A 16,213-nucleotide genomic window follows, 5' to 3' on the forward strand; every position below is an offset into this window, starting at 1 on the left:
GCGACTCTTGATACTATGACACCCGCAATCTTCGGGCTATCCGGAGCCACCCTTACCGCCGACGAGCGGGCTTTTTTTCGTGAGGCTGACCCGGTCGGCTATATTTTGTTTGGCCGCAATTGCGAAACGCCCGAGCAATTGCGCGCGCTAACCGACTCGCTGCGCGCAATTCACGGACGCGACCGGCTGCTGGTCTCCATCGATCAGGAAGGTGGCAGGGTGGCCAGACTACGTCCCCCGCTATGGTCCGGCTTTCCTTCCGGTGAAGCGTTTGACCGGCTGTTCCAGATTGCTCCGGCCAGCGCGATAGAGGCGGCTCGAGCGAATGCCCATGCGATGGGGTTGGAGCTGGCCGAAATGGGCATCTCGGTGGATTATCATCCGCCGCTCGATGTCCGTCAAGAAGGCGCGCATGATGTCATCGGTGACCGTGCATTAGGATCAGAACCACAGCAGGTCGCGGCACTTGGACGGGCAATTATCGACGGGCTGGCGAAGGCTGGAGTTGCTGGCTGTATCAAGCACATGCCGGGTCATGGCCGATCGCTGTCCGATACGCATAAGGAAATGCCAACCGTAACAGTAAGCGCGGAGGAACTGGAGTGGGACATCGAACCCTTCCGCATATTGGCCGATACTCCGATCGGGATGACCGGTCATTTGCTGTTCACCGCATGGGATGAAGACCACCCAGCCACGCTTTCGCCCTTCATCATCAACGAGATAATCCGCAAAATGATTGGTTTCGGCGGACTGCTGCTGACTGATGATATTGATATGGAGGCACTGTCTGGCACGGTCCCCGAACGGTCTGAACTGGCGATTGCGGCAGGCTGTGATGTGGTGCTGAATTGCTGGGCCAAGATGGACGATATGCAGCAAATAGCCGAGCGCCTACCGTCTATGAATGGTGCCGGATTAGCGAGGCTAGAGACGGCACTGAAAGTTGCTGATGGCGCTTTAGACGAAGCAGACAAGGCGCAATTGCTGGCCAAGCGGGACGCGCTATTGGAAATCACCGGAGCACGTGCATGAGCCGAGACAGCCTGATGTTTGGCACCACCGCGACAGGCTCCGATGCTGACTGGATCGCGCCCGCGACTGCGCAGACCGACGATACTTCGCTTTATCTCGAACTCGATGGGTGGGAGGGTCCGCTCGACTTGCTACTCGATCTTGCGCGGCGGCAGAAAGTAGATTTACGGTCGATTTCAATTTTGGCGTTGGTCGACCAATACCTGGATTATATCGACCGGGCTGGTTCGATGAAGCTGGAACTGGCGGCAGACTATCTCGTGATGGCGGCTTGGCTGGCCTACCTTAAATCTTCAATGCTCTTGCCCAAGGAAGAGCAGGAAGATCCCAGCCCCGAAGAGCTGGCGCTTAAGCTGCAATTGCGGCTGCAACGGCTGGGCGCGATGCGAGAATCGGCGGCGCGTTTGATGACACGTGACCGGATTGGCCGTGATGTATTTCTCCGCCCTTCGCCGGAGGGATTGCGGATTAACCGCAAGACTCAGTGGCAATGCGACATGTACGCTTTGTTGCAGGGTTATGGTCAGGTCAAAGCGCGCACCGCGCCAGCAATCCACATGGTTGCGGACCGCCCAGTTATGACTCTCGAAAGCGCGCTCGACCGGGTGTCAAATATGCTCGGGGTGACGCTCGACTGGATGCTGTTGGAAGAATTCCTCCCACCGCATGCGGAACCTCGCCTGCGCCGTTCAGCGCTGGCGTCCAGCTTTGTCGCGGCGCTGGAATTGGCTCGGACAGGCAGAGCTGAATTGGCGCAGGAAAGCATTTTTGGTCCTCTTCGACTCAGGCGAGTGCCAGCATGACGGATGATCTCGAACGCGCAGTCGAAGCGACTTTGTTCGCCACAGAAGAACCGATGACAATCGAGGCGCTGGCCGGTCATTTGGGCGATGCCGCCGTGCCCGATGTGCGCGCTGCGATGCAGAATTTGGCCGTTCATTATGAAGGGCGCGGGATTGCTTTGGTGGAGCGCGGCAAGAAATGGCATTTCCAGACCGCCGCTGACCTTGCGCATCTGCTGCGCCGGGAACGCGAACAAGTGCGGCGTTTGTCGCGCGCAGCGACCGAGGTGCTCGCCATCATCGCCTATCACGAGCCTGTAAGCCGTGCTGAAGTGGAGTCCATTCGCGGGGTGCAGACTGCAAAGGGCACGCTCGACGTGCTAATGGAGGCGGGCTGGGTGCGGATCGCGGGGCGCCGCGAGGTACCCGGCCGCCCGGTCATCTACGCAACAACGCCCGGGTTCCTCCAGCATTTCGGCTTGTCATCGCGGCGCGACTTGCCCGGTATCGATGAATTGCGCGCGGCTGGCCTGCTTGACCCAGTTGATGATGCCTATGAGGCGCTAGCCGGCTCGTCTTACGAAGAGGTAGGTGACGGTTCTGATAATCCAGCTGGAGAGGCTGATGAGCGAACTATCAATTTCGATCCCGATATTGGCAATGACGAACGTGGCTCTGTGCTGCCGGCGCGCAATTCCAAGGACAATGATTAGCACCGCCGAATTGTTGGTGGCGCTGGCAAAAGGGAGGTAGTGTGCCTATATTACCCATATAGGTTTGCCCCTGAATAGATCGGAACAGTCACAATGTCGTTTGGCCCTTGGCAGCTTGCCATCATCGCTCTTCTCATCCTCGTCCTGTTCGGACGCGGGAAGATATCTGAAATGATGGGTGATTTTGGCAAGGGAATCAAAAGCTTCAAGAAAGGCATGACCGAAGAAGAGAAGGCTGATGCGGAGCCTTCGCAGCAAATCGAAGCCCCTGCACAAGATGCAACCCCGGAGGCCAAGAGCACTGTCCAAAGCACCGACAGCTCTAAGTAAGCGACCTAAGGCCCACTAATCCATGTTCGACATCGGCGCCCTTGAATTGCTATTGATTGTGATCGTCGCGGTCATTGTCATAGGCCCAAAGGATATGCCGCAAGCCTTAAGAATGGCGGGGAAGTGGGTTGGCAAAATACGCCGTGCTTCCGCGCAATTCCGCAGCGGTTTCGACAACCTCGTGCGCGAGGCCGAGATGGAAGAAATGGAAAAGAAGTGGAAAGAGCAGAACGCCAAGATCATGGCGGAGACTCCAGAAGGCGAAATGGGCCCGCTCCACGAAAGCGAAATTGCTGAAGGTGCGGGCGGCGATGTCCCACTAGCTGCTTCAGCCGAGGCCAGATCAGCCGAGGCCAGATCAGCTGAGCCGGGCGAGCCAGCGGGCAAGAGCGGGGCAACTTCTCCGCAAACGCCGAGTCCCGATCCGGATCCCGTGAGAAAGCGGACATCGGTCGAAAAAGCCAGCGAAGAACCCATGCTGCCGCTTGGCAAGCCGGGTGAGGGATAGGCGCCAATGGCACTCGGTTTAAATGATATCGATGAGACGCAGGCTCCGCTGATCGATCATCTGGTTGAATTGCGCGGACGATTGGTACGCTGCGTGGTGGCGCTCGCTCTGGGATTTTGTGTCGGTCTATATTTTGCCGATGACGTTTACGGCTTTCTCGTGCGCCCGCTGGAGGCGGCTTTTTCGCCGGGTGAGGGAAAGTTAATCTATACGAAGCTTTATGAAGCTTTCTTCGTTGAGCTGAAGGTGGCGCTGTTCGCTGGCTTCTGCATGACGTTTCCGATCATTGCGAACCAGCTGTGGGCGTTTGTTGCGCCGGGCCTATATGCCAAGGAAAAGAAGGCTTTCCTGCCGTTTTTGCTCGCGACACCGGTGTTGTTCATAAGTGGCGCTTCGTTGGCATACTATGTGGTTATGCCAACCGCCTTTAAGTGGTTCATCGGGTTTGAGGGTGTAACCGGCGGTCTGGAGCTGGAGGCATTGCCCGCGGCGGGCGAATATCTCTCGCTCGTTATGCAGTTCATCCTCGCCTTCGGGATCAGCTTCCTGCTGCCTGTTTTGCTGTTGCTGCTCAATCGTGCCGGAATTGTATCCAGAGCAACGCTGGCGGGCGCACGGCGTTACATCATCGTAGGGGTGTTTGCGCTTTCAGCCATCATCACCCCGCCCGACCCTGGATCGCAATTGTTGTTAGCTTTGCCCTTGCTGCTCTTGTTCGAGGGCTCGCTACTCATCATGCGCCTAACCGAGAGCAGGCGCGAGGCAGCCGAACAGACTGAAGGCGCCGATTTGGAAAAAGCAGAAGCTGACCCCAAACCCGCTGAATGAAAGGGTTTAGAGTTTTCTAGACAATGAATTCGAGTGGGGGCGAAATTATCGGCTCACCCCAAAACTGAAATGAAGATGGGCCTTGAGTTCATAGACTCAGCTGTAATTCCATCTACTCAGGACAAAAAAACGGGGCCCGCAGGCCCCGTTCTGAATTAGTCAACTTAGTCCGAAGTTACGGGCTAGTTGGTGTATCATCTTCGTTGCCGCCGGCAATTACGATACCAGCGATAATCGCAGCAGCTGCGAGAATTGCGAGAATGATTCCAGCACCGCCCGCATCTTCGCCAAGCTGGCTTTCACTGGCTGCAACAGCAGCAGTGCGATCAGCTTGAACACTTTGTGCGAGGGCTGGCGATGCGGCCATTGATACTGCTGCAGTCGCAGCGAATAGGGTACGGAACTTCATTAATTGTCTCCTCAGAGCTCTCTAATTAAAACTAAACTCTCCGTGCCCTTAAGGGATTCGCTATCAGGAGGCAAGCCCAATAACGTAACGGAGTGTCTCATATGTTACCGAATTGTAACACTTATCCTAGTTAACCAGCTTCATGCCAAAGGTCTGGCAAGAGGCCGAAAATCTGTCGAATCGACATGAGCTAGCAGCCCAATCCCAACGTACATGCCGATATCTCTTTATCGTTAGGATCGGGTTAAAGTTTCGTGAACGTTGGATATTATAGTCGAGCCGTTCGAAATTCAGGGCAAAGCGAGGTCAGGCAACCCAGAGCTGCTTTCTATTGGGCGGAATAGACCTTTTGTCCGCCCACCCAGGTCTCGGTGACCTTGGTTTGCCGGATACCTGCCGGCGATGCCAACATCGGATCGCGATCAATGAATACGAAATCAGCCCTGTGACCTTTAGCCAATCTGCCGAATCTCTGCTCAGCAAACCCGGCATAGGCGCCTCCGGTTGTGAACGCTGCAAGCGCCTGAGAACGATTGACAGCCTCTTGTGGTCGCCAGCCGCCGAATGGTTGCCCATCGGGCCCGGTGCGGGAAATGGCCGCTGCCAAGCCGGCAAACGGATCTGGCGATTCAACTGGCGCATCGGAACCAAAGGCCATTCTCGCCCCCAGACCGATCAATGTGTTCCACGCATAAGCGCCATCGAGCCTTGCTGGATCGAGTCGCGCTTCTGCCATTGTTCGGTCGGATGTTTGGTGCACGGGTTGCATCGAAGCGATGATGCCGTGTTCGCTGAATTTTTCGAGATCTGCCGTATCAACGATTTGCGCGTGCTCGATACGCCAGCGCCGATCGCCGTCATAAGTTTGGGCCAATTCCCCGATCGAATACAATACTTCCGCATTGGCGGCATCGCCGATTGCGTGAATTGCCAGTTGGAAACGGTCAAGCGTTGCGCGGCTCATCAAATTGCGGAGCTGCGTACTACCGATCATCGGCAAGCCGGTATTGCCGGGGTCATCAGCATAGGGTGCTTTCAGCCATGCACCGCGAGATCCCAACGCGCCATCGACATAAAGCTTCACACCGTTAAGCCGTAATTTGTCGTCGTATAACCATGGGCTAGGGCCGGGGCCGCCGATTAACTCCATCGCCTCTATGCCAAAAGCGTAAGACATGATCCGGAATTTCAACCAGCCGCCATCACCAGCGCGACGGAATGACTGCCAGTCTTCGATGCTGGTGCCCATGTCTGCCGCAGCGGTTATGCCAAAGGATAGGAGAATTTCCTGAGCCTTTGCCAAAGCGAGATCGCGATCCTCGGGGCGGGGGGCTGGCACCGCGCGTTGAACCAAGCTGGCGGCATTATCGACGAATATACCCGATGGCATATCGCTTCCTTCCATCCGCTCGATTCTTCCGCCAGCAGGCGCTTGGGTAGAGGCGTCGACACCCGCAACGCGCATCGCCGCGCTGTTGGCCCAACCGGCGTGACCGTCTACCCGCTCAAGGAATACGGGGCGATCAGACACGACTGAGTCCAATTCCGCAGCGGTTGGAAATCGGCCAAGGCCCCATTTTTCCTGATTCCAACCGCGGCCAATAATCCACCGACGCTCTGGGTTGTCGGCGGCATATTGCGCAATCTTGGCTTGCGCTTCTTCGAGAGAAGAAGTGTCCGACAAGTCGAGCGTGAGCGCACCAAATCCAAGCCCCATCACGTGCAAATGCGCGTCGATAAGACCCGGAATCATCACCTGTCCCTCGCCATCGACGATGTAATCGACTTGCTTCGGACGCTTGTCGGTGCGGTCCAGCACTTCCTTGATTTTGCCGTCATCGCCGATCCAAAGGCCAGTGAAACGCTCGACTTCGCCGTCCTCGCCAATCGTAATGCCCTGGACATTATCGACCAGAGTGTCGGCCAGTGCGGGCGCAGCAATCAAAGCACTTGCGGCCAAAAGGCTAGCGGTGAACAATTTTAGCATTGGTCAATTTCCTTGATATTTTCAGTTGGACCATTTCTGCCCGCAGGCAGGCGCCGGATTAGCGAGCTCGTGTCCTGCCGGCTGCCGCCCATCTTCTGAATTTCATTATAGAAGCCATCGACCATTTGGGTAACCGGGCTTTCCAAGCCCAGCCGTGTCGCTTCTTCGAGCGCATAATCCAGATCCTTGCGCATCCAATCAACCGCAAAGCCGAAGTCAAATTCGCCCGCTACCATCGTTTCCCAGCGGTTTTCCATTTGCCAGCTTTGCGCCGCGCCGCCCGAGATCGCCTCAAGCACTTTGTCGGGATCAACTCCCGATGCCTGCACTAACCTGATGGCCTCGCTTAAACCCCCGAGAACACCCGCTATGCACATTTGATTGGCCATCTTGGTCGTTTGACCAGCGCCTGCATCGCCGACATGAACCATACGTGCGCCATAGGCGGACATGATTGGCTGTGCGCGGCTGAACGCTGTCTGAGTGCCCCCGCACATGATCGCGAGCTTACCATTTTCGGCACCCGCTTGTCCGCCGGAAACCGGTGCGTCGAGCGCATCGATTGACTGGCTGGCGGCTTCATTGGCGAGCGTCCGGGCCATTTTGGCCGAGACAGTGGTGTGATCGATCAGCAAACTGGCCGGGGCCATCGCGGAAAGTGCGCCATCGGTGCCAAGCAGCACCTCTGCCAGATCATCATCATTACCGACGCAGCTGATCACCACATCGCATTGGGCAGCAAGTTCCGCAGGCGTGGTTGCAAGTGCGGTGTCCAGCCCTGCTTTCGACTGTTCCACTTGCCATTTCTCAGCTCGGGAAGCCGTGCGATTATAACCCACCACGCGGTGACCGTTCGCGGCCAGATGCCGTGCCATCGGCCCGCCCATAACGCCCAGCCCAATAAAACCAATTGTCGATTTGTTGCTCATCGGTGCCGGATTAAGGCCTTTGCCGCTGAAAGCAATTGTATGTGGGCAAAATGCATATGGGGCAAAAGATTTTAGGCGGTTCCCCAATAATCGCTTTTGGCTTAACCGGCGTTCCCATGACTGAAAAAGCAACCGATCTCCTCACTCTGGCAACTATCGAGGCAGCCGCCGAACGCATTAAGGGTGCGGTGGTCCATACGCCAACGATGCACAGCATTACCCTGTCGGAAATTACAGGAGCGGAAATCTGGCTGAAATTTGAAAATCTGCAATTTACGGCGGCCTATAAAGAGCGAGGCGCGCTGAATGCATTGCTGCTGCTCACCGATGAACAGCGCAATAAGGGTGTGATTGCCGCATCAGCCGGGAATCACTCGCAAGGACTATCTTATCACGGTCGGCGGTTGGGTGTGCCGGTAACGATTGTGATGCCGCGCACAACACCGACAGTAAAGGTGATGCAAACCGAAAGTGTTGGCGGGAATGTAGTTCTGCATGGCGAGACTTTCGATGATGCTTACGCTCACGCACGCACTCTGGAAACGCAAATGGGTCTGACCTTCGTCCATCCGTTTGACGAACCCAATGTCGCGGCCGGCCAAGGCACGGTCGCGTTGGAAATGTTCGCCGACGCGCCGCAACTCGACTGCATCGTAACCCCGATTGGCGGGGGCGGGTTGATGAGCGGGATGGCAACCGTCGCGAGGGCCCAACGTCCCGATATGGAGGTCATAGGCGTTCAGGCGGAACTTTATCCGTCTATGTATGCTCGGGTGAAAGGCGAAGACCTGCCTTGCGGAGGAGACTCATTAGCCGAAGGCATTTCGGTCAAAGCCCCTGGCGAATTTACATCCAAAATCATCGCAGAGCGGGTCGACGACATTCTGTTGGTGAGTGAGGAATGGCTGGAAAAGTCGGTTTCGCTGTTACTTCAAATTGAAAAAACCGTCGTCGAGGGGGCTGGCGCGGCTGGTCTTGCGGCTGTGCTTTCGAATCCTGACCGGTTCAAAGGCAAGAAAATCGGGCTGGTACTGTGCGGCGGCAATATCGACACGAGGCTGCTCGCCAATGTGTTGCTGCGCGATCTGGCGCGGTCGGGCCGTTTGGCGCGGCTGCGGATTACGTTACAAGATCGTCCCGGTGCGCTGTATAAGGTCATGGGCGCGTTCGACGATCATAACGTCAATATCATCGAAATTTATCATCAGCGCATTTTCACCAGCCTGCCGGCAAAGGGCCTGATAACCGACATCGAATGCGAGGCGCGAGACCGTGAACAACTTGATGCCTTGATCGCAGCGCTGCGAAAAAGCGGCTATGTTGTTAGCCAAGTCGAGTTGAACTGACTCATTCCGGCACAGCTTTTCCTGCACGGTAAAAATTGTGCAGAATAATCAATCATTAACTAAGTTTAATGGTTAAGGTCCTTTTACCGGGCGGCTTGGTTCTGCATAAGATGCAGTTCTAGCCAATCATTCGATTCCTCACAAAAAGGATCAGCCCCCGCCGTGACGGCCCCAGTACGCTTCCCTCGTTTCTTTGTGACAGCGCCAGCGCCTTGCCCTTATTTACCGGGCAAAACCGAGCGTAAGGTGTTCACAGAGCTGAAGGGCGCGCATTCGGATCAATTGAACGAGGCGCTTGGCCGGATCGGATTCCGGCGTAGCCAGACGGTTGCCTATCGGCCCAGCTGCGCAGATTGTCAGGCCTGCATATCCGTCCGCGTTGCGGCAATGGACTTCGCACCCAGCTCGACCCAGCGACGCAATATGCGCCGAAACAGCGATCTGGTGGTCACCGAATGCCGCCCGTGGGCAACCGAGGAACAATTCGAACTGCTCCAGCGTTATCTGGGGGTGCGCCACCCCGGTGGAGGCATGGCTTCAATGGATGAAGTCGATTATGCAGATATGGTTGAGCATACTCCGGTAACCAGCTATGTTATTGAATATAGGGAACCATCGGAAGGGTCGCTTCCAGGTCGATTAGTTGGTGCGTGTTTAACTGACCGGCAGGCTGATGGTCTGTCGATGATTTATAGTTTTTATGATCCGGAACACGAAGCAAGGTCAGGACTTGGGAATTTCATCATTCTCGATCATATCCGGCGCGCAGCCGAGCAGGGATTACCCTATGTCTATCTCGGATATTGGGTCGAGGCATCTCAGCGGATGCAATATAAGGTCCGCTATCGTCCACTCGAACGCCTCACCAGAGACGGTTGGGTCCGCCTCAGTAAAGAAGAACAGGACGCGCTTATTGCAAGCTCTTCTGGGCGGCAGCGCGATTTGTTTGCCGCAAATTCTGCGACTTCCAAAGACGGCAATCAAGACCAATATCTTCAGGAAGCCAGCGCCAGCTAGAATGGCCAACGCGCCGTTGGCCGGCGGTATTGTGGCGGCGTTACTATCGCTCAGTCATCCGGTACTTGCGCAAGACACAGCTGCCCCTCCGCGGTTGGAGGATTTGATTCCGGATTCTGCGATCGAAAATCCGGAAGAGTGGGCGAGTAATACCGAAGGCGCCGATGTCGAGGATGAAGCGGCCGAGCCTCTGGGTTCTGATTCTCCAATGGCAGAAATTCCTGAATTGACAGTGGATTGGCCAAATGATCTGGCGCTGCCGCCAATCGAGCAATTGGAGCCAGAGGCTGATATCCGGTTTGCTGATCAGAATTTGCCGCCGCTCGTTATTACGCCTGAGGCTGATTTGGTGCGTATCAATGACGAACTCACTCTAGCATTCCCGATGGCGAACAATGCCTTCCCGCTGCGCGAAGAATTCATCGATCGGTTTAAGATTCTGTCCAATATTGAGGGGTTGTCCGGAGGCGACAACAACATCGCGCAATTGGCTGCGCGCGCTCGGGCAGATGAAGAAGTCCTGTCCGAAATGCTGCGCGTCTATGGCTACTATAATGCGCAAGTCATCCGCACCATTGGTGAGCCGCCAGAAAATGGCTCAGCGGACGATAATCAGGGTTCGGTCAGATTCGATATTATCCCTGGCCAGCGGTATCAATTTGCCAATATCGACTTGGGTCAATTGAACACCGCCCCGGATTTCGAAAGCTTACGCGCTGCATTCGGAATCCAGACCGGCGATCCGGTATCGAGTGATAAAATTGTCAGCGAGCAGATCGATCTGGATGTCGCATTGGGCGAATCCGGCTATCCCTTCGCCAAAATCGGTGAACCGGAATTGGAGGTTGATCACCAAGCCTCTGACGCTGATTTGAAATTGCCGGTCGATCCAGCGGGCAAATATGTGTTTGCTGGAGTGACCAGCTCCTTGCCAGACTTCCTGTCAGGCAGGCACCTTGGCTCGATTGCGCGGTTTGAATCGGGCGATGTCTACCAACGCAGTCTCGAACAGGATTTGCGACGGGCGATTACTGCTACCGGGCTCGTTTCCTCCGTCACGATAACCCCGCGCGAGGTTGAATCGCCCGACGGTGCCGAACCGGGCAAGGTCGAACTGGATGTCGATCTGATCAAGGCCAAGCTGCGGACTATTGCGGGCGCGATTGGGTATGGTTCAGAGGCAGGGTTCCGGCTGCAGGCCAGCTGGGAGCACCGCAATCTTTTTCCGCCCGAGGGTTCTCTTAAAATTCGCGGTATACTCGGCACTCAGGAACAATTAGCCGGCGTGACATTCCGTAAAAACAATTTCGGCGGTCGCGACAAAGTTTTGACGCTGGATACTTACGCCAGCACTATCGACAGCGATGCATTTGACGCACGGACCGTGGCCTTCGTAGCCAATTACGAAATGACTTCGACGTTGTTGTTCCAGAAGCCCCTCAGCTGGGGCGGCGGATTGGAAATCATCGCCACTGACGAGCGCGAGACGAAGTTGACGGGAGTACTCTCCCCACGAGAGAAGTATTTCGTCGCAGCTGTGCCACTCAATATATTGTTTGATACATCTGACAGCCTGCTCGATCCAACCCGTGGCTTCAGGATTGGGGCGCGTGTTTCGCCCGAAATTTCGCGGAATGATGGTCAAAACTCGACCTATATCCGCAGCCAATTTGATCTCGCTACCTATCAGTCAGTGGGTTCGAAAGTGACATTTGCAGGACGCGCCCGTGTCGGAGTAATTGCCGGTGCGGATGTGCTCGATATAGCGCCATCGCGCAGGCTATATGCCGGGGGTGGCGGGTCTGTGCGCGGCTATGGCTATCAGGCGATCGGGCCCAGCAACGCGCTTGGTGACCCGAATGGTGGACGGTCATTGTTGGAAGTGGCCGCAGAAGCGCGAATTCGTACCGGTTTTATGGATGGGGCGGTTTCGGTCGTGCCGTTTGTGGATGCTGGGACCGTCAGTCGTAGCACCATGCCCGATTTTGAGGAGATTAAGGTCGGTGTCGGGTTGGGCGTCAGATATGACACAGGCTTTGGCCCGATCCGTGTCGATGTCGGTGTTCCGCTGAATCCTGGGCCCAATGATAATCCTGTGGCGGTCTATGTCTCGCTTGGTCAGGCCTTTTAATGGCTGACGATTCAGCAATTGCCGAGGCAGAAGTCGCGGTTGTGAGTAAAGCACCGCGTGGCTGGTCTGCGCGCATCGTAAAATGGTCACTTGGCGCAGTTGCGGCGATATTGGCGTTATTGCTGCTGGGCGTTATCCTGCTTAACACACCGATCGGCCAACGCTTTATCGCGGACCAAATCGCAAAAGTTGCTCCGGCGTCGGGACTACGGTTCGAGGTCGGCCGGATTGACGGTGATATTTACGGTCAATCGACTTTGCACGATGTCACTGTGTTCGACCCGAAGGGCGCTTTCCTCACTATTCCCGAGGTTGAGCTGGATTGGCGCCCGCTTAGCTGGATTACCAGCGGCCTTGATGTCCGCAATCTGACGCTCCGACGCGGTACATTGTTGCGCACTCCCGAACTCCTCGCGGGTGATCCGGATGCGCCGATCTTGCCCGATTTTGACATCCGCATCGACCGATTTGAAATTGATAGTCTGAAAATAACGGAGGGTATTGTTGGCGATAGTGCGCCGGTTATAGATTTACTCGCCAAGGCTGACATTCGTGATGGCAGGGTGTTCCTTAAAGCCGATGGCAATCTGGGAGAACTCGATACTCTTGCGCTGCTGATCGATGCGGAGCCTGATGGCGACCGGTTCGATATTAAGTTGGATTATCAGGCTCCGGCTGGCGGGGTTCTGGCTGGGCTAACTGGCGCTGATGCAGGGTACACCGCCAAGATCGACGGCGATGGCAGTTGGGATCGCTGGGATGGCTACATCTATGCCACGCGTGACGGCGAGCGGTTCGCTGCGTTTAAGCTGAATAACCGGCAGGGCACATATCATCTGCTCGGCCAAGCCTATCCAGCGGCGCTGGTTTCGGGCCTTCCGGCGCAGGCAATCGGCGACACCGTTTCAATTGATGCGCTCGGCACATTGGTAGACAGTGTGCTCGACGGCAGATTTGCGATTGTCACTCGCGCGCTTACTGGCACGGGCCGAGGCGTGATCGACCTGGCCGACAATAATTTCCAAGGGCTCTCCATTGCAGGCAGTCTGACCGATCCGGCACTGTTTGGAGAAAACCTCACACTGAATGGCGCGAACTTCACCGCGACGCTTGATGGCGCTTTCCGTGACCTTGAAATTGAACATTCGTTGTCAGTCGAAGAACTGCGCTCTGGTGAAACTCTGGTTGCGGGTCTCATCCAGAACGGCACTGCCACCTTCGATGGCACACGCTGGAATTTGCCGCTCGATGCTGCGGTCCAATCAATAAAAACTGGAAATGCCTGGATTGACCCGAAACTGGCAGGTGGGACATTCACTGGTTCGCTGATCTATGCCGGGTCAAAATTGCTGTCCGATGATTTGCAGATCGCATTTGCCGATACAACCGCCCGACTGGCACTTAGAGGCGACGTGGCCAGCGGCATTTACCAGCTGACCGGCCCGGTAAATGTCACCCAACTGGCGCTCGAGAATGTCGGAACCGTCAACGGAAATGCGAAGATCGACTTCCAATTGCGCGACAGCGGAAATTGGGCGCTAGTGGCCAACTTTTCCGCCCGTATTCCGCGCGTAACCAACGAGACATTGGCAAATCTGGCCGGCCCGGACATCAGGCTTGTTGGCGGCGTATCGCTCGGGACCAACAAACCACTGAACTTTCGCAATGTCAGACTGGCAGCCGAAAATCTTTCTCTGACAATGGATGGCAAGGTTCAACAGGGCACCACCAGCCTAGCTGGGCGCGGATCGCACACACAATATGGGCCATTTACTGTCGAGGCTTCGCTTGGAGCCGATGGCCCTACCGCAACCCTGGTCTTTGCAAACCCGCTGCCCTCGGCGGGGTTGAAAGACGTCAGGGTCGCAATATCTCCCAGCGATGCGGGTTTCGATATTGCCACACAGGGTCAATCGCTGATCGGTGAGTTTGCCGGTGAGCTCGCCTTGGTCTCTCCCGAAGACGGTCCGTCGCGTATTGATATTGAAGAATTGCGCGTTTGGAAGACGGCTGTAACGGGCAATTTGACGCTTGCCGATGGCGGCGCTGATGGACGATTACTTCTTAGCGGCGGGGGTTTGGATGGCAGGATTGGTCTTGCTACCCGTGATGGCGGACAAGGCTTCTTCTTTGATGTTGATGCAAGGCAAGCCAGCTTTGGAGGTGCAACGCCGCTATCGATAGCGCGTGCGACTCTTGAAGGGCGCGGTTATCTGAAAGAGGGTTTCAGCACGGTCGATGCCAATGTAACTGCCCAAGGACTAAGCTATGGCAGCATCTTCATTGGACGTCTTGCCGCCGCCGCCGAAATGGAAAATGGTGTAGGCACCGCCACAGGCTCAATCGCCGGGCGCAGAGGCAGCCGCTTCGCGTTGCAAATGAACGCCGATATCAAGCCTGGCTCTTACGGAATTATCGCCAGAGGTGAATTTGGCGGAAAGCGGATTACTATGCCGCGCCGTGCAATGTTGACCCAATTGGATGATGGCAGCTGGAGTCTCGCGCAGACTCAGCTTTCTTACGGCAATGGGTCTTCGCTGATATCGGGCCAGTTCGGCGGCGGGACCACCGCGATTGATCTTGCACTTGACCAGATGCCTTTATCTCTGGTTGATCTGGCTGTGACGGATGTGGGCTTGGGCGGTGTGATATCGGGCAGATTGGACTACCGAAAAGTCGGTTCAGCCATGCCGGTCGCCAATGCGCGGATCAAGGTCGACAACCTTACCCGCTCGGGGTTAGTGCTCAGCTCTCGTCCGATGAATTTGGCTTTGGTGGCAGATTTGAAAACGCGTGAGCTTGGTCTTCGCGCTGTAATTCAGGAAGGCGGGGAACGCAGAGGCAGGCTGCAGGCGCGGGTGTCCGGCCTATCGCAATCCAGCGATCTGGTCGAGCGGCTCCGCACCGGGAACCTGCTCGCACAATTGCGTTTTAACGGCCCGGCGGCGTCACTATGGCGGCTGGCCGGAGTGGAAGCGTTCGATATTACCGGGCCGGTTTCGGTTGCAACCAACATTACCGGAAGCTTTGCCAACCCTAGCGTGCGCGGATCGGTTGAAAGCAAGGATTTGAGAGTCCGCAGTGCGGTTTCGGGCACTGATATCCAGAATGTCAGCGCCTTTGGCACTTTCTCCGGGTCACGGCTGCAGCTTAAGCGCTTTGCCGGCAAGACCAATAATGGAGGCACCGTATCAGGTAGCGGGTATGTCGATTTTGAGGGACTGGGGCCGAAGGGACCAAGCTTGGACATCCGGGTTGCCACTAACAAAGCTCGTTTGCTTAACGCGACTGGACTTGATGCGACAATCACGGGGCCGTTGCGGATTATTTCAGATGGCAATGGCGGGACGATTGCCGGGCGCGTGTCAATCGATCGGGCAAGTTGGGCACTCGGCTCCGCTGCGACCGACGCAACATTGCCGCAGATTAAGACAACCGAGTTCAATCTGCCAATTGATATTGCGCCGCCGCGTATCCGCTACAAGCCGTGGAGATATCTAATCGATGCCAAGGCGCGCAGCCGGATCGATGTCGGCGGGATGGGACTGGACAGCGAATGGGCTGCCGACATCATTATACGTGGAACCACAGATGACCCGCGCATTGGCGGCGCAGCGCGATTGGTACGCGGATTTTACAGTTTTGCCGGGACGCGGTTCGAAATCACCCGCGGAAGGATTGATTTCGATGCGAATGCGCCGATTGATCCCAGGCTGGACATTGTCGCCGAAACCGAGCGCTCAGGCTTGGACGTAACGGTCAAGGTGCAAGGCAATGCGCTTAATCCCGAAATCACCTTTGGGTCGGCCCCTGCGTTGCCTGAAGAAGAGGTGCTGGCGCGGTTGTTGTTTGGCGGCTCTATCACCGATCTGTCAGCCACTGATGCGCTTCAACTGGGTTCGGCGCTGGCGAGCCTGCGCGGAGGAACCGGGCTGGACCCGATTAACAAGCTCCGCACGGCAATCGGGCTTGACCGCTTACGGATCGTCAGTGCCGATCCAGCGTTGGGCAGGGGCACGGGCGTGGCGATAGGCAAGAATATCGGGCGCCGTTTCTACGTCGAAATCATCACCGATGGTCGCGGCTATAGCGCGACAGAGGCCGAGTTCCGGATTACCGGCTGGTTATCGTTGCTTGCCAGCGTTTCCACCATCGGCCGCGAAAGCGCAGTTGTCGAAGTCAGCCGTGATTATTAGTC

The 16,213-nt window shown here is 56.2% G+C and carries 13 protein-coding genes; 10 read left to right on the forward strand and 3 right to left on the reverse strand.

Going from position 1 to position 16,213, the window contains the following annotated elements:
- Nucleotides 1-15 precede the first annotated feature (15 nt).
- The 6 genes from nagZ (at nucleotide 16) to tatC (ending at nucleotide 4,196) form a co-directional block, all read left to right on the forward strand.
- On the forward strand, nucleotides 16-1,035 hold the full coding sequence (gene nagZ, locus GRI36_RS05810; protein WP_160597601.1) for a beta-N-acetylhexosaminidase: 1,020 nt from the start codon (nucleotides 16-18) through the stop codon (nucleotides 1,033-1,035).
- Nucleotides 1,032-1,838, forward strand: a complete 807-nt coding sequence (locus GRI36_RS05815; RefSeq protein WP_202392125.1) for a segregation and condensation protein A — start codon at nucleotides 1,032-1,034, stop codon at nucleotides 1,836-1,838. Before nagZ ends, GRI36_RS05815 begins: the two co-directional genes overlap by 4 nt.
- Entirely contained in the window at nucleotides 1,835-2,530 is a 696-nt protein-coding gene (gene scpB, locus GRI36_RS05820; protein WP_160597602.1) for an SMC-Scp complex subunit ScpB, read from the forward strand. The genes GRI36_RS05815 and scpB overlap by 4 nt, the downstream gene beginning before the upstream one ends.
- A 93-nt stretch (nucleotides 2,531-2,623) precedes the next feature.
- Nucleotides 2,624-2,860: a twin-arginine translocase TatA/TatE family subunit gene (gene tatA, locus GRI36_RS05825; protein WP_160597603.1), complete on the forward strand. Its 237-nt coding sequence runs from the start codon at nucleotides 2,624-2,626 to the stop codon at nucleotides 2,858-2,860.
- Between the two features lie 22 nt (nucleotides 2,861-2,882).
- Nucleotides 2,883-3,368 carry a Sec-independent protein translocase protein TatB gene (gene tatB / locus GRI36_RS05830; RefSeq protein ID WP_160597604.1) on the forward strand — a complete coding sequence of 162 codons (486 nt, stop codon included), beginning with the start codon at nucleotides 2,883-2,885 and terminating at the stop codon, nucleotides 3,366-3,368.
- 6 nt (nucleotides 3,369-3,374) lie between these two features.
- Nucleotides 3,375-4,196 carry a twin-arginine translocase subunit TatC gene (gene tatC, locus GRI36_RS05835; protein WP_160597605.1) on the forward strand — a complete coding sequence of 274 codons (822 nt, stop codon included), beginning with the start codon at nucleotides 3,375-3,377 and terminating at the stop codon, nucleotides 4,194-4,196.
- Nucleotides 4,197-4,371: 175 nt separating this feature from the next.
- On the opposite strand, the gene GRI36_RS05840 is transcribed toward tatC, so the two are convergent.
- The 3 genes from GRI36_RS05840 to GRI36_RS05850 all read right to left on the reverse strand — a co-directional run bounded on the left by GRI36_RS05840 (nucleotide 4,372) and on the right by GRI36_RS05850 (nucleotide 7,521).
- On the reverse strand, nucleotides 4,372-4,605 hold the full coding sequence (locus tag GRI36_RS05840) for a hypothetical protein (protein WP_160597606.1): 234 nt from the start codon (nucleotides 4,603-4,605) through the stop codon (nucleotides 4,372-4,374).
- 328 nt (nucleotides 4,606-4,933) lie between these two features.
- Nucleotides 4,934-6,592: an amidohydrolase gene (locus GRI36_RS05845; protein ID WP_160597607.1), complete on the reverse strand. Its 1,659-nt coding sequence runs from the start codon at nucleotides 6,590-6,592 to the stop codon at nucleotides 4,934-4,936.
- On the reverse strand, nucleotides 6,586-7,521 hold the full coding sequence (locus tag GRI36_RS05850) for an NAD(P)-dependent oxidoreductase (RefSeq protein WP_160597608.1): 936 nt from the start codon (nucleotides 7,519-7,521) through the stop codon (nucleotides 6,586-6,588). Before GRI36_RS05850 ends, GRI36_RS05845 begins: the two co-directional genes overlap by 7 nt.
- Nucleotides 7,522-7,637: 116 nt before the next feature.
- On the opposite strand from GRI36_RS05850, the gene GRI36_RS05855 reads away from it, so the two are divergent.
- From GRI36_RS05855 to GRI36_RS05870, 4 genes are all read left to right on the forward strand, one after another.
- Nucleotides 7,638-8,867 carry a threonine ammonia-lyase gene (locus GRI36_RS05855; RefSeq protein WP_160597609.1) on the forward strand — a complete coding sequence of 410 codons (1,230 nt, stop codon included), beginning with the start codon at nucleotides 7,638-7,640 and terminating at the stop codon, nucleotides 8,865-8,867.
- A gap of 162 nt (nucleotides 8,868-9,029) precedes the next feature.
- A complete protein-coding gene (locus GRI36_RS05860; RefSeq protein ID WP_160597610.1) occupies nucleotides 9,030-9,884 on the forward strand; it encodes an arginyltransferase in 855 nt (284 codons plus the stop codon).
- Nucleotide 9,885: 1 nt separating this feature from the next.
- The gene (locus GRI36_RS05865; protein WP_160597611.1) at nucleotides 9,886-12,015 is read left to right on the forward strand and encodes an autotransporter assembly complex protein TamA; all 2,130 of its coding nucleotides are present in this window, start codon (nucleotides 9,886-9,888) and stop codon (nucleotides 12,013-12,015) included.
- Nucleotides 12,015-16,211 carry a translocation/assembly module TamB domain-containing protein gene (locus tag GRI36_RS05870; protein ID WP_160597612.1) on the forward strand — a complete coding sequence of 1,399 codons (4,197 nt, stop codon included), beginning with the start codon at nucleotides 12,015-12,017 and terminating at the stop codon, nucleotides 16,209-16,211. The genes GRI36_RS05865 and GRI36_RS05870 overlap by 1 nt, the downstream gene beginning before the upstream one ends.
- Nucleotides 16,212-16,213 lie beyond the last annotated feature (2 nt).

Source organism: Pontixanthobacter gangjinensis, assembly GCF_009827545.1.
GTDB classification, from domain to species: domain Bacteria; phylum Pseudomonadota; class Alphaproteobacteria; order Sphingomonadales; family Sphingomonadaceae; genus Pontixanthobacter; species Pontixanthobacter gangjinensis.

What these genes read in the sequence shown, in the direction of transcription:
- nagZ (WP_160597601.1), top strand. Translation starts at nt 16, where the DNA reads ATGACACCCGCAATCTTCGGGCTATCCGGAGCCACCCTTACCGCCGAC.
- GRI36_RS05815 (WP_202392125.1), top strand. Translation starts at nt 1,032, where the DNA reads ATGAGCCGAGACAGCCTGATGTTTGGCACCACCGCGACAGGCTCCGAT.
- scpB (WP_160597602.1), top strand. Translation starts at nt 1,835, where the DNA reads ATGACGGATGATCTCGAACGCGCAGTCGAAGCGACTTTGTTCGCCACA.
- tatA (WP_160597603.1), top strand. Translation starts at nt 2,624, where the DNA reads ATGTCGTTTGGCCCTTGGCAGCTTGCCATCATCGCTCTTCTCATCCTC.
- tatB (WP_160597604.1), top strand. Translation starts at nt 2,883, where the DNA reads ATGTTCGACATCGGCGCCCTTGAATTGCTATTGATTGTGATCGTCGCG.
- tatC (WP_160597605.1), top strand. Translation starts at nt 3,375, where the DNA reads ATGGCACTCGGTTTAAATGATATCGATGAGACGCAGGCTCCGCTGATC.
- GRI36_RS05840 (WP_160597606.1), bottom strand. Translation starts at nt 4,605, where the DNA reads ATGAAGTTCCGTACCCTATTCGCTGCGACTGCAGCAGTATCAATGGCC.
- GRI36_RS05845 (WP_160597607.1), bottom strand. Translation starts at nt 6,592, where the DNA reads ATGCTAAAATTGTTCACCGCTAGCCTTTTGGCCGCAAGTGCTTTGATT.
- GRI36_RS05850 (WP_160597608.1), bottom strand. Translation starts at nt 7,521, where the DNA reads ATGAGCAACAAATCGACAATTGGTTTTATTGGGCTGGGCGTTATGGGC.
- GRI36_RS05855 (WP_160597609.1), top strand. Translation starts at nt 7,638, where the DNA reads ATGACTGAAAAAGCAACCGATCTCCTCACTCTGGCAACTATCGAGGCA.
- GRI36_RS05865 (WP_160597611.1), top strand. Translation starts at nt 9,886, where the DNA reads ATGGCCAACGCGCCGTTGGCCGGCGGTATTGTGGCGGCGTTACTATCG.
- GRI36_RS05870 (WP_160597612.1), top strand. Translation starts at nt 12,015, where the DNA reads ATGGCTGACGATTCAGCAATTGCCGAGGCAGAAGTCGCGGTTGTGAGT.